The organism is Sphingobium rhizovicinum, assembly GCF_042647625.1.
GTDB classification, from domain to species: domain Bacteria; phylum Pseudomonadota; class Alphaproteobacteria; order Sphingomonadales; family Sphingomonadaceae; genus Sphingobium; species Sphingobium rhizovicinum.
On sequence record NZ_JBHRVU010000004.1, the window covers coordinates 1,417,599 to 1,432,004 of the forward strand.

A 14,406-nucleotide genomic window follows, 5' to 3' on the forward strand; every position below is an offset into this window, starting at 1 on the left:
AAGCATGATCGCCGAAACCGGTCTTGCCGCTCTGTGGCTCGCCGCGTCGCTGGCGCTGCTGCAATTGTTTCTCGCCTTTGCGGGGCTGAAGGGCGGGAAGCCCGAATTGCTCGCTGCCGTGCGGCCCGCCGCCGTGGCGCAGGGGCTGTTGACGGCGATCGCCTTCGCGCTGCTGATCACCCTGTTCCTGCGGTCGGACATGTCGGTTCTGCTGGTTGCGACCAACAGCCATTCGATGAAGCCCTGGCTCTATAAATTCGCCGGCACCTGGGGCAATCATGAAGGGTCGATGCTGCTATGGGTGACGGTGATGGGCGTTGCCGGCGCGGCCGTCGCGCTGTTCGAGCGCGCGCTCCAGCGGGACGCGCATATGGCGACGCTGGGCGGGCAGGCGGCGATTTCGCTCGGTTTCTACACCTTCCTGCTTTTCTCCTCCAATCCCTTTGCGCGGATCGCACAGCCTCCGGCGGACGGGCAGGGGCTGAATCCGCTGTTGCAAGACCCCGGTCTGGCCTTTCATCCGCCCACCCTCTATCTGGGCTATGTCGGCCTGTCGGTCGCCTTTTCCTTTGCGATCGGCGCGCTGCTGACGCGGCAGGTGGACGCCGCCTTCGCCCGCGCCATGCGGCCATGGGTGCTGGCGGCCTGGGTGTTGCTGACGCTGGGCATTACGGCGGGCAGCTATTGGGCCTATTATGAGCTGGGCTGGGGCGGCTGGTGGTTCTGGGACCCGGTCGAGAATGCCTCGCTCATGCCCTGGCTGGCGGCGACGGCCTTGCTCCATAGCGTGACCGTGCTGGCGACCCGCGATGCGCTGCGCGCCTGGACGATCATGCTGGCGGTCATCGCTTTCTCCATGTCGATGGTCGGCACCTTCCTCGTCCGGTCCGGTATTTTGACCAGCGTCCACGCCTTTGCCGTCGATCCGACGCGGGGCAGTTTCATTCTGGCCTTGCTGGCTATCTATATCGGCGGCGCGCTGGCCTTGTTTGGCTGGCGGATCGGATCGGTGCGCGAAGGCGCGCCGTTCGAACTGGTCAGCCGGGAAACCATGCTGGTCGTAAACAATCTGCTGCTTTCGGTGATATTGGGCATCGTGCTTATCGGCACCCTCTATCCGCTGATGACGGAAGCCTTTGGCCATAAAGTATCGGTGGGCGCGCCCTATTTCGACCGCATTGCCGGGCCGATTGCGCTGGCGCTGATGATTGCGCTGGCGATCGGGCCGATGGTCCGCTGGCGGCGCGACGGCGCGAGCGCGGTTGGCAAGCGCCTGCTGGTTCCCGCCGCAGTCGGGCTTGTGGCGGTCGCCGCGCTGGCGGCTTTCGCATGGGGGCGGATCGGCGTCCTGCCCTTCCTGGGCCTCGTCATCGCGCTGGCGGTCGGCGCGGCCAGCATTGCGCCGCTCTGGAGGCGCAATTTGCTGCGCACGCCGCTTTTTACCTGGGGCATGGTGATCGCCCATCTGGGCTGCGCCGTCAGTCTGGCAGGCATGGCCTGCGATTCGGCCTTCACGGTCGAAAAGCTGGTGGCTGCGCGTCCCGGCGACACGATCCAGACGGCCGGCTGGACGCTGCGTTTCGTGCAGATCATGCCGGTGGCAGGAGACAACTGGACCGCGCTTCAGGCCGATATGCGGGTCGATCGCGGCGGGACGCCCGTGCTGATCCGGCCGCAGTCGCGCTTCTTTGCCTCGCCGCCGACCAGCACCAGCGAAGCCGCGCTGCTGACGCGCTGGGATGGCCAGCTTTATGTCGTGCTGGGCGAAGAGGTTGAGGGCGGCCGGTGGCAGATGCGCATCTGGTGGAAGCCGTTTGTGACGCTGATCTGGCTGGGCGGCGTCCTGATCGCCCTGGGCGGCGCGCTGGCGCTGGTCGGACGTGAACGGCGCGGCTGGCTGATGAAATGGCGGGCGCGGAGGGCGCTGGCATGAGGAAGCTCTGGATCTGGCTGCCGCTCGCCTTGTTCCTGGCCTTTATCGGCCTGTTCGCCAGCGGATTGTTCAAGCCTGACGATCGCGTCATTCATTCGCGCCTTGTGGGTCAGCCGCTTCCGGCCTTCACCCTGCCGGCGGGCGCCAGCGATCGGCCAGCGCTGGCCAGCGCCAGCCTTGCTGATGGGAAGCCGCGTTTGCTCAACATCTTCGCCAGCTGGTGCGTGCCCTGCGCGGCGGAAGCGCCGCAACTGATGGCGCTCAGGCAGGCGGGCGTGGAGATCGACGCCATCGCCATTCGCGACGCCCGGCCCGATGTCGACGGGTTCCTCAAACGCTATGGCAATCCCTATGCCCGGATCGGTCTGGATGCGCGCAGCGCGGTGCAGATGGCGCTCGGGTCTTCCGGCGTGCCGGAGACGTTCGTGATCGATGGCAAGGGGCGCATCGCCTATCAGCATATTGGCGATATTCGCGCCGATGACGTGCCGATGATCCTAGACCGGCTGAGGGCCGCGCAATGAAGCTGCTGCTTGCTTTTTTGCTGGCGCTGGTCGCCGTTCCCGCCGCCGCGCAAACCGCTTTGCCGCCTGCGCCCTGGGCCGATCGGCAGATCCCGGATGCCGCGCAGGAGCGCAAGGCCAAGGCGCTGATGGAAACCATCCGCTGCCTGACCTGCCAGAGCCAGTCGATCGCCGATTCGGGGGCGAGCATGGCGGGCGACATGCGGTCGCAGATTCGCGAGCGGATCATGGCGGGGGAGCAGCCCGACGCGATCCGGGGCTGGCTGATTGCCCGCTATGGCGACTGGGTCAGCTATGAACCGACGGCCGCCCCGATCCTCTGGCCGCTCTGGGCGGCGCCGCTGCTGTTGCTGGGGCTTGGGCTGTTGCTGCTGCGCGGGCGGATCAAGCGGAGGAAGACGCCATGACCGGATGGGTGATCGCCTTTGTGCTGGCGGCTCTGGCCTTTGTCGCCATGCTGTTCATCGGGCGCATCCCGCGTTCGGCGCGGGAAATCACGGCGGCGGCGCTGCTGCTGGGGCTGGCGGGCTATGCCTGGCAGGGACATCCGGGGCTGGCCGGCGCGCCGCGCGCCGTGGCGGAAACCAAAGGCGAGGCGTTTGACGAAGCGCAGGCGGAGAAACGCCGGGGGCTGGCCGAACGGTTCGGGCCGGCGGCGCAATGGATGATGCTGTCCGACGGGCTGGCGCGGCAGGGCAAGACCAAGGAAGCGGCCAATGTGCTGCTGTCGGGCCTGCGTGACAGTCCGGACGACGCCAATCTTTGGCTGGGCATGGGCAATGCGCTGGTCAATCATGCCGATGGCGTCCTGTCTCCGGGGGCAGAGTTCGCCTATCGCCGGGCGCTGGCGATCGATCCGGCGGGGCCGGCGCCGCGCTATTTCTATGGTCTGGCGCTGGCGCGGAACAACCAGTTGCAGGGCGCGCGCGCCATGTGGGCGCCGCTGGCCGCCGGCGCACCGGCCGGCAGCCAGGTGAAGGCGGAACTGGAAGCCAATATCGCGCGTATCGACGCCATGCTCGCAAAGGGTGATGCTGTCCCGCAATGACGCGCCGCAGCGCGGATGATTGCGCCCCGTTCGGAGGCGTGATAGGGCGCGGCGCTATGCAGGGTATGACATATCCTTTTCGGCCCGGTCCGTTTTCGTCCGGTGCCTTTGTGACTGGTGCCCGATGACCGTCCGGTTTTTCTTCCATGGCTGATCTTCTTCCCAACACCGCGCCGGCAACGGCCGAGGATGAGCAGGGCGGCCATGGCCATGCCCGGCAGAAGGCCACGCTGAAACTGGTGGTCGGCGCGATCGGCATCGTGTTCGGCGACATCGGCACCAGCCCCCTCTACGCCTTTCGCGAAACATTCCATGGCCATCATCATCTGACGCTGGACCCCGACCATATATTGGGCGTCATCAGCCTGATGTTCTGGTCGATGATGCTGGTGGTGACGCTGAAATATGTCAGCATCATCATGCGCGCCGATAATAAGGGCGAGGGCGGCAGTCTGGCGTTGCTGGCGCTGATCAACGGGCAGACCAAGACGCAGCGCTGGTCGCGCGGCATCGTGCTGCTGGGCGTGTTCGCAACCGCGCTTTTCTACGGCGACTCGATGATTACGCCGGCCGTGTCGGTCCTTTCGGCGGTCGAGGGTCTGGCGGTCTATAATCCCGATCTGGCGCCCGCGATCCTGCCGGTGGCGATCCTGATCCTGCTGGGCCTGTTCTGGATACAGGGGCTGGGCACGAACCGGGTGGCGGCCTTTTTCGGCCCGATCATGCTGCTCTATTTCGTGACGATCGCGGCGCTGGGGGTGATCTCCATCCTCAAGACGCCGGGCATTTTGTTCGCCTTCAACCCTTATTGGGCGTTCATGTTCTTCGTCACCGATCCGCTGCCCGCCTTTCTGGCGCTGGGATCGGTGGTGCTGGCCGTGACCGGGGCGGAGGCGCTTTACGCCGATATGGGGCATTTCGGCCGCAGCCCGATCCGGGTGTCCTGGCTGTTCTTCGTGCTGCCGGCGCTGATGCTCAACTATATGGGGCAGGGCGCGCTGCTGTTCCGTGAGGGCGCGGAGGCGCTGCGCAGTCCCTTCTACAATCTCGCCCCGCAATGGGGGCAGTTGCCGCTGATCGTGCTGGCGACGCTGGCGGCGATCATCGCATCGCAAGCCGTGATTTCGGGCGCCTTCTCAGTCACGCAACAGGCGATCCAACTTGGTTTCATGCCCCGGCTGCGCATCGCCCACACCAGCGCTTCGACCGCCGGCCAGATCTACATTCCCCTGATCAACTGGGGGCTGATGGTGATGGTCATCCTGCTGGTGCTGGTGTTCCAGACATCGTCCAACCTGACGGCGGCCTATGGCATTGCGGTGACGGGGGCGATGTTCATCGACAATCTGTTGCTGACAGTGGTGCTCTATCGCCTGTGGCACTGGAAATGGTATTATTCTGCGCCACTGCTGAGCATCTTCTTCCTGGTCGATGGCGCCTATCTGGCTGCCAACCTGACGAAAGTGCCCGATGGCGGCTGGTTCCCGCTGCTGATCGGCTTCGTCGTCTTCACCCTGCTGACCACCTGGTCGCGTGGTCGCCGGCTGGTGCAGGACAGGCTGCGCGAAGCGGCCATGCCGATCCCGGTTTTCGTGGCCTCCGCCGCCAACAGCGCGGTGCGGGTGCCGGGGACTGCCGTGTTCATGACGTCGACGCCCGACGGCGTGCCCCATGCGCTGCTCCATAACTTAAAGCACAACAAGGTTCTGCACGAGCGGGTCATCCTGCTGACGGTCAAGATCAAGGATGTGCCGGTCGTGGAGGATGACGGGCGGTGCAAGCTGGAGGATCTGGGCCGGGGCTTCTTCCGCATGGTGCTGCATTATGGCTTCATGCAGGAACCCGATGTTCCCGCCGCGCTGAAAAATGTCAGCGGGTGCGGGCAGGCGTTCAAGATGATGGACACCAGCTTCTTCCTGGCGCGCCAGACCCTGTTGCCATCGGCCAAGCCGGGCATGCCGCTCTGGCGCGAGAAGATTTTCGCTTGGATGCTGCGCAACGCGGAAAGCGCGATGGAGTTTTTCCGCCTGCCCACCAATCGCGTGGTCGAACTGGGCAGTCAGGTCGAAATCTGATTGCATGGGCCGAAGTTCACACCGTTGAAGGTGGAACAATTATCGGTCATCGTTTCCAGATAGGACAGCAAAAAGGGCGCGGCCTTGCGGTCGCGCCCTTCGTCTATCTTATCCTGCCGGAGTTCAGGCGGCGTCGCGATCCTTGTTGATGTCGACCAGCTGACCGCCGTTGACGGCGATCTTCTTGGGCTTCATCGCTTCGGGAACCTCACGCAGCAATTCGATGGTCAAAAGGCCGTCGGCAAGGTCGGCCTTTTCCACGCGCACGAAATCGGCGAGTTCGAAGCGGCGTTCGAAGCTGCGGTTGGCGATGCCGACATGCAGGAATTTCGAACGGTCGGTGCTGCCTTCATCCTTGCGCCCGATCACCTGAAGCAGGTTCTGCTGGGCGGTGATGTCGATTTCTTCCGGGCGGAAGCCGGCGACGGCCAGGGTCACGCGATAGCGGTCTTCCGAAAGGCGCTCGATGTTGAAGGGGGGATAATTGTCGCCCTGCGCCAGCCGGGCGTTGTTTTCGATCAGGTCGAACAGACGATCGAAGCCGACGGTGGAACGGCGATAGGGGGTCAGGTCAAAACCACGCATGTGTCATAATCTCCAAAAGAGCAAAATGAACCTGCCGGACCCGGTATTTTGGCGTCCGGCGATAGAGCGTCCGGTCCCGATTGGCGACCGAACGATGCTGATATGGTCGTGTCCGACGCGGTTTCAAGAGTGGCAATATGTTGGAAAAGATACGCTTAACTTCGCATGTTTCCCGCCGAATGCGACATTTCCTTGCGCGGGGCTGATCCTATCGCAAAGTTGGAATGAGCGATGCGATGAGCGGACCATGGCCGAAAAAGGCTGGATAGGACAGCGTAACAAAAAAGCACCCGGACCGTGTTTTCACGATCCGGGTGCTTAATGGACGATTGCTCGTCTCCCCCTTGGCCTGCCTCAACCGCTTCTTAGCCCCCTAAGCTCGAAGCGGGATGCAGTATCCCTGAACCACGGCCTTTCACCTGTGCTTCCGAAGCCTTGCTATGACTGGTGCAGGCTGCTGTCACGGCCAAAATCCGGGCGCTGTGATTTTCGGTTCGTCCCTGTGGCGGCGATGCAACAATCGGGCAATGCTTGCCGTTATGCAGGCGCATCCCTAGACCTTTCCCCCAGACCAATATGAAGGGCCGTTCGCGCCACATGATTCTATCCCGTTACGAACGCATGATCGCCAAGCGCTACCTGTTGCCGGGCAAGGGGGAGGGCTTCATCTTCCTCGTTGCCGGCATCAGCCTGGTCGCGGTCATGCTTGGCGTCGCCGCGCTCATCATCGTCATGAGCGTCATGAACGGTTTCCGTGCGGAGCTGTTCGACAAGATTGTCGGCCTGAACGGCCATGCCGTGGTGCAGGGCTATGGCGGGCGCCTGCCCGACTGGCAGTCGATCCTGAAGGAGACGAAGGCGACGTCCGGCGTCACCAAGGCCACGCCGATGATCGAGCAGGCGCTGGGCGGCATATTCCAGGGCCGGTTCGAGCCGGCGCTGGTGCGCGGCATGACCGTGGCCGACATTCGCGACAACAAGACGATGAAGGCGAAGATCATCGCGGGCAATCTGAACGCGCTGACGCCTGGTGCCGGAAAGATCGCGATCGGATCGCGTCTGGCGGAAAATATGGGGTTGCAGGTCGGCGATACGCTGACCGTCTATAACCCCGCGGGCCGGGCGACGCCGTTCGGAACCGTCCCGCGCGAAGTGGGCTATCAGGTCGCCTGCATATTCGAAGTGGGCATTTATGATTATGACAAGGCGCTGGTCGTCATGCCGATCCAGGATGCGCAGACCCTGTTGCTGTTGGGCGATATGGTCAGCATGATCGAGGTGGAGACGGTCAATGCCGACAAGGTCGGGCAGATATTGGAGCCGCTGGCGGCCAAGGTCGCCGGCCGCGCCGTCATCACCGACTGGCGGCAGATGAACAGTTCGCTGTTCGAGGCGCTGGCGGTCGAGCGGGTAGCGATGTTCGTTGTCCTCTCCATCATCGTGCTGGTCGCCGTGTTCAACATATTGTCGTCGCTGATCATGCTGGTGCGCGCCAAGACGCGGGACATTGCCATCTTGCGGACGATGGGGGCCAGCCGGTCAGGGCTGGTGAAGATATTCATGACCGTGGGCGTCACCATCGGCGCGCTGGGGACTGGCGCGGGGATCGTGCTGGGCTTTGCCTTCCTGGCTTTCCGCCAGTCCATCGTCGACGCCATTCAGTTCGTGACGGGGCAGAATTTATGGGATCCCTCCGTGCGGTTCCTGAGCGAATTGCCGGCTAAGGCCGATCCGGTGGAAATCACCGTCATCTGCGTGATGGCGCTGCTGTTCAGCTTCCTCGCCACGCTTTATCCGGCCTTCAAGGCCGCCAATACCGATCCCGTGCAGGTGCTGCGCTATGAATGATGTTTTGAAAGTCACTGGCCTTGCCCGCAGCTTCACGCAGGGCGAGGTGACGATACAGGTGTTGCGCGGCGTGGACCTTTCGGTCGGGCCGGGCGAGATCGTGGCGCTGCTGGGACCATCGGGTTCGGGCAAGTCCACCCTGTTGCAGGCGGTCGGCCTGCTGGAGGGCGGCTTCGACGGGTCGATCCGCATCGGCGGCGAGGAAGCGGCGAAGCTGGACAATGACGGGCGGACGCGGTTGCGGCGCGATGCGTTGGGCTTCGTCTATCAGTTCCACCATCTGCTGCCCGATTTCAACGCGACGGAGAATGTCATCCTGCCGCAGGTGATCCGCGATGTGGAGATGGGCGTGGCCAAGGCGCGGGCGGAATCGCTGCTCAGCGCGCTGGGGCTGGGCCATCGGCTGGACCATCGGCCGAGCCAGCTGTCGGGCGGCGAACAGCAGCGCGTGGCGGTGGCGCGGGCGCTGGCCAACCGGCCGGCGCTGGTGCTGGCGGACGAGCCGACCGGCAATCTGGACGAGCGCACGGCCGACGTCGTGCTGGCCGAATTTCTGCGGCTGGTGCGGCATGAAGGATCGGCGGCGCTGGTCGCCACCCATAATGAGCGACTGGCGCAGAAGATGGACCGGGTCGTGCGGTTGCACGAGGGCGTCTTGGAGGCGGCTTAGAGAAATCTATCCTGCCTCCGTTCGGTTCGAGCTTGTCGAGAACTCTCTCGCGCTGACTTCTCGACCGACGGTTCTCGACTGCGCTCGAACCTGCTCGAAGCGAACGGCTATGTTTGCTAAGCGACCGCCGAAGCACCATCCCGAATGGTGGCAACCAGGATGCGGTCGCGCCCTTCGGTCTTGGCGCGCAGCAGGGCGGCGTCGGCGGTCTGGAGCAGGCGGTCGGCGCGGCCATGGTCCGGGAAGACGGCCAGACCAAAGCTGGCGGTGATGGCGCCCAGTTCCTTGCCGCGATGGTCTATCCGCAAATCCTGAATGCGGCGCTGGATCTGCGCGGCGCGGCCCAGCGCCTGATCAAGGTCGAAGCCGGGCATCAGCACGACAAATTCCTCGCCGCCCAGCCGGAAGGCATGGCCGTTCTCGCGCAGCGCGTCGCCCAAGACCGTGCCGACCGCGCGCAACACGGCGTCGCCGGCATCATGGCCATATGTGTCGTTGAACCGCTTGAAATGATCGATGTCGACCATCAGGCAGGCGAGCGTCGTGGCGTTGCGATCCGCCTCGCCCACCAGCGTTTGCAGCATGATGTCGAACTGGCGGCGATTGGGCAGGCCGGTCAGCGCGTCGGCCATCGCCATGTCGCGCAGCACATCGCGCAGGCGCAGATTGGCGAGCGCAAGGCCGATATTTTCCGCCAGCATTTCCAGATATTTGCCCGTGCGCTCCAGCCGGTTGGCGCTCGCCGCTGCTGGCTCTTCATAATAGAGCATGCCGATGCTTTCGCCCTGCGCGGCCAGCGGGATGCAGATGGTGCTGACGGTCGAGGCCGCGCCCAGATGTTCGCAGGGAATGTCGACCATGTCGCCGGCGGGACGGTGGGTCTGGCCCCGGCGCAAAGCCCAGCAGGCCGATGGCGGAAATTCGGGGCGCGAATAAGCGGGGGATAGCCAGTCGCACGCCTGCACCATCGCGTTGCGGCGGGTGTCGTGAATGTAGAGGCGGCCGGGAAAATCGGGCGCGATTTCGGGCGCGAAGCGGCGCACGACCTCCACCAGATCGGATGTGCTGTCGCAGCCCTGCAAACGCTGGGTCAGGCGGGACAGCAGGTCGCGCATGGTCCGATCAGCGTCGCGCTCCTGCTCCAGCCTTTGCCGTTCCAGTCCGTTTTCGCGGAAGATGCGGATCGCCTGCGCCATGTCTCCGATTTCATCGACCTGGCTGAATTCGGGCGGGATCGCCGCGAAATCCTGCGCGGCGAGGCGCGTCACCACATCGCTCAGCCGCACGACCGGGCGCAATATGCGCTGCTTCAGCACGAAATAAATGACGCACAGGAAGAGGAGAGCGGTCATGCCCAGCATGATTTCCGACACGCTGCGCCATTGCCGGGCGGTGTCGGTGGCGCGGATCACGGCATGCTCGGTCCGCTGGTCCAGCATATATTGGAATTTGCCGACCTGCGCCGCGACCCGATCCAGTTCCCGGCCATATTCGTCGCCGAACAATATGGTGCGGGCGGTCTTGTCATCGCCCTTTTCGGCAGCGCCGATCGCCGCGTCCTGCTCGTCGGTCAGGGCGTCGGCCCAGTGCAAAGCCTGCGACAGGGCGGCGAGTTCGGCTTCGTTCGCGCCGCCGTCGCGCAGATGGGCAATGCGCTGCTCGACGGATTTGAGCGTTTGCTTTTCGCGGCGATAGACGATCAGATGGCTGGGATCTCCGCTGATGACGTAGCCGCGCGCCTGTTCGGTCAGGCGATAGACATCCTCCTCCAGACTGGCGGTCAACTGGTCGAAGGTCGCGCGCTGGGCCACGGCGGCGCGTTCCGTTTCCTCTGCGCCGGACGCCAGCAACATGGTGGCGCCGGAGACAAGGGTGAGCGCGACGGTGGCCCCATAGGCCCAGTTGGTGATCGTGGACAGACGCATGATCCCCGCCTTTTACGCCCCGCATGGTTTGCAATTTGTTAAGAGATGGGCTGCGCCTTTTTCGCGACCTTACCCACAGATTTGTTGGGCATGGGGCTGGGCCGAATCGCGACGCATCCCTAGATTGGCGCAATGCCTCATGCCGCCTTCGTTCCGCTCCGTGTTTTCTCCTCCTTCACCATGCTGGAAGGGGCGATCGATCCCAAGAAGATCGCGAAACAGGCCAAGGCGCTGGGCTTTCCGGCGGCGGCTATCACGGATCGCAATGGGCTTTACGGCTCCATGGCCTTTTCCGACGGGTGCAAGGATGAAGGGGTGCAGCCGGTCATCGGTGCGATGCTGGGCCTGTTGCGGCCGGGCCGTCCCGCCAATGCGCCGCCCGTGCATGACTGGATCGCCCTCTATGCGCAGGATGCCGGCGGATATGACAATATCTGCGCGCTCGTTTCCATGGCGCATCTCGACCGTCCGGTCGAGGAAGTGCCGCATGTCACCATCGACATGCTGGAGGGGCGTACTGATGGCGTCATTGCGCTGACGGCGGGTGGCGAGGGCGCGCTGGCGCGGCTGTTCGCCGAGGATCAGCCCGAAGCGGCGACCGCCTATGTCGAGCGGCTGGAGACGCTGTTCCCCGATCGGCTCTATATCGAGATCTGCCGGCGGCTGGACCCGGTGGAGGGCAAGGCAGAGCCGCAACTGCTGGACCTGGCCTATGACCGCGGGCTGCCGCTGGTGGCGACCAACCCGACCTGCTTTGCCGAGCCGCATTTCCATGAAGCGCATGACGTGATGCTGTGCATCGCCGACAGCGCCTATGTCGAAACGCCCGATCGCCGCACCAGCTCGCCCGACGCCTGGATGAAGCCGGTGGGCGAAATGAAGCGCCTGTTCGAGGATCTGCCCGAGGCGCTGGCCAACACGCTGGTCGTGGCGCAGCGCTGCGCCATTGCCGCGCCCAAGCGCAAGCCGATCCTGCCCAGCCTGGCCGGCGATATTGAGGGCGAGGGGGTGATGCTGCGCGAGCAGGCGGCGGCGGGGCTGGAGATGCGGCTGGAGAAGGCCGGCATCATCGGCGCGGAGGCGCGCCAGCCCTATTTCGACCGGCTGAAGTTCGAGACGGACATCATCATCCAGATGGGGTTCCCCGGCTATTTCCTGATCGTGGCCGACTTCATCAAATGGGCCAAGGACCATGATATTCCGGTGGGGCCGGGCCGTGGATCGGGCGCGGGATCGCTGGTCGCCTGGGCGCTGACCATTACCGACCTTGATCCGTTGCAGTTGGGCCTGCTGTTCGAACGCTTCCTGAACCCGGAGCGCGTGTCGATGCCTGACTTCGACATCGATTTTTGCGAAACGCGGCGCGGCGAGGTGATCCGGTACGTCCAGCAGAAATATGGCGCGGATCATGTGGCGCAGATCATCACCTTTGGTAAGCTGAAGGCGCGCGCGGTGCTGAAGGATACCGGCCGCGTGCTCCAGATGAGCTATGGGCAGGTCGATCGCCTCGCCAAGCTGGTGCCCAACCATCCGACCGATCCCTGGACGCTGGAACGATCGCTGAACGGCGTGTCCGAATTCAAGGCGGAATATGACAATGACAATCAGGTCAAACGCCTGATCGATTATGCGATGAAGCTGGAAGGCTTCCCGCGCCATAGCTCCACCCATGCGGCGGGCGTGGTGATCGGCGACCGGCCATTGAGCCAGTTGGTGCCGCTTTATCGCGATCCGCGATCCGACATGCCGGTGACGCAGTTCGACATGAAATATGTCGAGGGCGCGGGGCTGGTGAAGTTCGACTTTCTGGGCCTTAAAACCCTGTCCGTCTTGCAGAAGGCGGTGCAGTTGCTGGCGGCGCGGGGCGTTGCCGTCGATCTCGACACGCTGGCCTGGGATGACAGCGCGGTTTACGACCTGCTCCAGCGCGGCGACACGGTGGGCGTGTTCCAGCTGGAATCGGAAGGCATGCGCAAGACGCTGGCCGCCGTGCGCCCGACCAATTTCGGCGACATCATCGCGCTGGTGTCGCTCTATCGCCCCGGCCCGATGGACAATATCCCGATGTTCGGCCGTCGCAAGAACGGGCAGGAAGAGATTGAATATCCGCATATTCTCCTGAAACCGATTCTCGAAGAAACATACGGCATCTTCGTTTATCAGGAACAGGTGATGCAGGCGGCGCAGATCCTGGCGGGCTATAGCCTGGGCGACGCCGACCTTCTGCGCCGCGCCATGGGCAAGAAGGTGAAGGCGGAGATGGACGCGCAGCGTTCGCGCTTCGTGGAGGGCTGCGCGCAGAGCGACATCAAGCCGGCCAAGGCGAACGAACTGTTCGATTTGATCGACAAGTTTGCGGGCTATGGTTTCAACAAATCGCACGCGGCGGCCTATGCGCTGCTCGCCTATCAGACGGCCTGGCTCAAGGCCCATTATCCGGCGGAATTTTACGCCGGGTCGATGGCGTTCGATATTCACCTGACCGAGAAGCTGACCGTGTTCGTCGACGATATGCGGCGCATGGGCATGACCTGCCTGCCGACCGACCTGAACCGCAGCGAGGCGGACTTCACCGTCGAAGCCGTGCCCTATGAAGGCGAGGACGCCCGGCTGGGCTTTGCCGTGCGCTATGCGCTGGGCGGCCTGAAAGGCGTGGGCGAAAAGGCGATGGAGCAACTGGTCGAGGAACGCGATAAGGGCGGACCGTTCAAGTCGCTCGATGATTTCGCCGACCGGATCGAGCCGCGCATGCTGAACCGGCGGCAGCTGGAAAGTCTGGCGGCGGCGGGCGCGTTCGACGGCATCCATGCCGACCGTGCGGGCGTGCATGCGGCGGCGGAAACGATATTGTCGGTCGCGTCCAGCAATGCCGCCGCGCGCGAAAGCGGGCAGGGCGGCCTGTTCGGCGATGTCGAAACGACCCATGCCGATGTGCGCATCCCGCCGCATCAGGCCTGGACCGTAGCGGACCGCATGGCGCAGGAAAAGGAGGCGTTCGGCTTCTATTTCTCGGCCCATCCGGTCGATCGCTACAAGCATCTGGCCGATGCGCGCGGCGCGAAAAGCTATGGCCTGGTCTGCCAGTCGCCCATGCCCGCGCCCAATGCCGAAGGGCGATCCATGACGATCATGGCCGCCATGGTCGAAGATGTGCGCTGGCGCGAGACGAAGCGCGGCGCGCGCTACGCCAACGCCACCTTCTCCGACCAGAGTGGGCAGTTTCAGGCGAGTTGCTTCGATGAGGATGCCTGCAAGGCGATCGAATTGCTGGCGGCGGACGGCGATTGCGCGCTGCTGATCGTGGAACTGGACCGGCTGCCAGGCGAGGAAACGCCGCGCGTCACCGTGCGCGCGGTCGAGCCGTTCCGCGCGATCGCCAGCGCATCGCGGATGGAATTGACCGTGGACATCGAAACAGCGCAGGCGGTCGAGGCGCTGGCGGCATTGCTGGCGGGCGCGGGCGGCGGTCGCAGCGAAGTGTTTCTGCGCGCGCCGGTGGGCGACGGACAGGCCGCGCGCGTCTTTCTGGGCGACCGCTATAGTCTGGGCGCGGATCAGGTGGATGCGATCGCGACCATCGCCGGCCTGTCGATCCACCGCTTCGAGCGGATGGACGTGAAAGCCGATGGGTATAAGACGCGGACGCGGCGGTCGGGCATGCGGCTGGTTGGGTGAGAGGCGGGCAACGCAAGGGCTGGGCTTATCGCAGGCGATCGCGCACGGTATCGGACGATACTCGGCAGTCGGAGGTAGCAGCCTTTCGATCCGACAATGATCTGCATCAGTGGCGGTTTGAAT

Annotated in this window: 10 protein-coding genes; 8 read left to right on the forward strand and 2 right to left on the reverse strand. The window is 64.2% G+C overall.

The window, feature by feature from the left end:
- Positions 1-4: 4 nt before the first annotated feature.
- The 5 genes from ACFOKF_RS08265 (at position 5) to ACFOKF_RS08285 (ending at position 5,580) form a co-directional block, all read left to right on the forward strand.
- Positions 5-1,933, forward strand: coding sequence for a heme lyase CcmF/NrfE family subunit (locus tag ACFOKF_RS08265; protein WP_380794862.1), 1,929 nt, complete (start codon positions 5-7; stop codon positions 1,931-1,933).
- Positions 1,930-2,457: a redoxin family protein gene (locus tag ACFOKF_RS08270; protein WP_380794865.1), complete on the forward strand. Its 528-nt coding sequence runs from the start codon at positions 1,930-1,932 to the stop codon at positions 2,455-2,457. Before ACFOKF_RS08265 ends, ACFOKF_RS08270 begins: the two co-directional genes overlap by 4 nt.
- Entirely contained in the window at positions 2,454-2,864 is a 411-nt protein-coding gene (locus ACFOKF_RS08275; protein ID WP_380794868.1) for a cytochrome c-type biogenesis protein, read from the forward strand. Before ACFOKF_RS08270 ends, ACFOKF_RS08275 begins: the two co-directional genes overlap by 4 nt.
- A complete protein-coding gene (locus tag ACFOKF_RS08280) occupies positions 2,861-3,505 on the forward strand; it encodes a tetratricopeptide repeat protein (RefSeq protein ID WP_380794870.1) in 645 nt (214 codons plus the stop codon). Before ACFOKF_RS08275 ends, ACFOKF_RS08280 begins: the two co-directional genes overlap by 4 nt.
- Before the next feature lie 146 nt (positions 3,506-3,651).
- The gene (locus ACFOKF_RS08285) at positions 3,652-5,580 is read left to right on the forward strand and encodes a potassium transporter Kup (protein WP_380794872.1); all 1,929 of its coding nucleotides are present in this window, start codon (positions 3,652-3,654) and stop codon (positions 5,578-5,580) included.
- Positions 5,581-5,703: 123 nt separating this feature from the next.
- Here ACFOKF_RS08285 and ACFOKF_RS08290 read toward each other — a convergent pair whose 3' ends face one another.
- Positions 5,704-6,165, reverse strand: coding sequence for an Hsp20 family protein (locus ACFOKF_RS08290; RefSeq protein ID WP_380794875.1), 462 nt, complete (start codon positions 6,163-6,165; stop codon positions 5,704-5,706).
- A gap of 597 nt (positions 6,166-6,762) precedes the next feature.
- Between ACFOKF_RS08290 and ACFOKF_RS08295 the strand changes: the two genes are divergently transcribed.
- Entirely contained in the window at positions 6,763-8,013 is a 1,251-nt protein-coding gene (locus ACFOKF_RS08295; RefSeq protein WP_380794878.1) for a lipoprotein-releasing ABC transporter permease subunit, read from the forward strand.
- Positions 8,006-8,683 carry an ABC transporter ATP-binding protein gene (locus tag ACFOKF_RS08300; protein ID WP_380794881.1) on the forward strand — a complete coding sequence of 226 codons (678 nt, stop codon included), beginning with the start codon at positions 8,006-8,008 and terminating at the stop codon, positions 8,681-8,683. Before ACFOKF_RS08295 ends, ACFOKF_RS08300 begins: the two co-directional genes overlap by 8 nt.
- Positions 8,684-8,799: 116 nt before the next feature.
- Here the strand turns inward: ACFOKF_RS08300 and ACFOKF_RS08305 are convergent, their stop codons facing one another.
- Positions 8,800-10,608, reverse strand: coding sequence for a diguanylate cyclase (locus tag ACFOKF_RS08305; protein WP_380794883.1), 1,809 nt, complete (start codon positions 10,606-10,608; stop codon positions 8,800-8,802).
- 132 nt (positions 10,609-10,740) lie between these two features.
- On the opposite strand from ACFOKF_RS08305, the gene dnaE reads away from it, so the two are divergent.
- A complete protein-coding gene (gene dnaE / locus ACFOKF_RS08310; protein WP_380794886.1) occupies positions 10,741-14,283 on the forward strand; it encodes a DNA polymerase III subunit alpha in 3,543 nt (1,180 codons plus the stop codon).
- Positions 14,284-14,406 lie beyond the last annotated feature (123 nt).

Coding starts and splice junctions, on each gene's coding strand:
- ACFOKF_RS08265 (WP_380794862.1), top strand. CDS start 5: ATGATCGCCGAAACCGGTCTTGCCGCTCTGTGGCTCGCCGCGTCGCTG.
- ACFOKF_RS08270 (WP_380794865.1), top strand. CDS start 1,930: ATGAGGAAGCTCTGGATCTGGCTGCCGCTCGCCTTGTTCCTGGCCTTT.
- ACFOKF_RS08275 (WP_380794868.1), top strand. CDS start 2,454: ATGAAGCTGCTGCTTGCTTTTTTGCTGGCGCTGGTCGCCGTTCCCGCC.
- ACFOKF_RS08280 (WP_380794870.1), top strand. CDS start 2,861: ATGACCGGATGGGTGATCGCCTTTGTGCTGGCGGCTCTGGCCTTTGTC.
- ACFOKF_RS08285 (WP_380794872.1), top strand. CDS start 3,652: ATGGCTGATCTTCTTCCCAACACCGCGCCGGCAACGGCCGAGGATGAG.
- ACFOKF_RS08290 (WP_380794875.1), bottom strand. CDS start 6,165: ATGCGTGGTTTTGACCTGACCCCCTATCGCCGTTCCACCGTCGGCTTC.
- ACFOKF_RS08295 (WP_380794878.1), top strand. CDS start 6,763: ATGATTCTATCCCGTTACGAACGCATGATCGCCAAGCGCTACCTGTTG.
- ACFOKF_RS08300 (WP_380794881.1), top strand. CDS start 8,006: ATGAATGATGTTTTGAAAGTCACTGGCCTTGCCCGCAGCTTCACGCAG.
- ACFOKF_RS08305 (WP_380794883.1), bottom strand. CDS start 10,608: ATGCGTCTGTCCACGATCACCAACTGGGCCTATGGGGCCACCGTCGCG.
- dnaE (WP_380794886.1), top strand. CDS start 10,741: ATGCCTCATGCCGCCTTCGTTCCGCTCCGTGTTTTCTCCTCCTTCACC.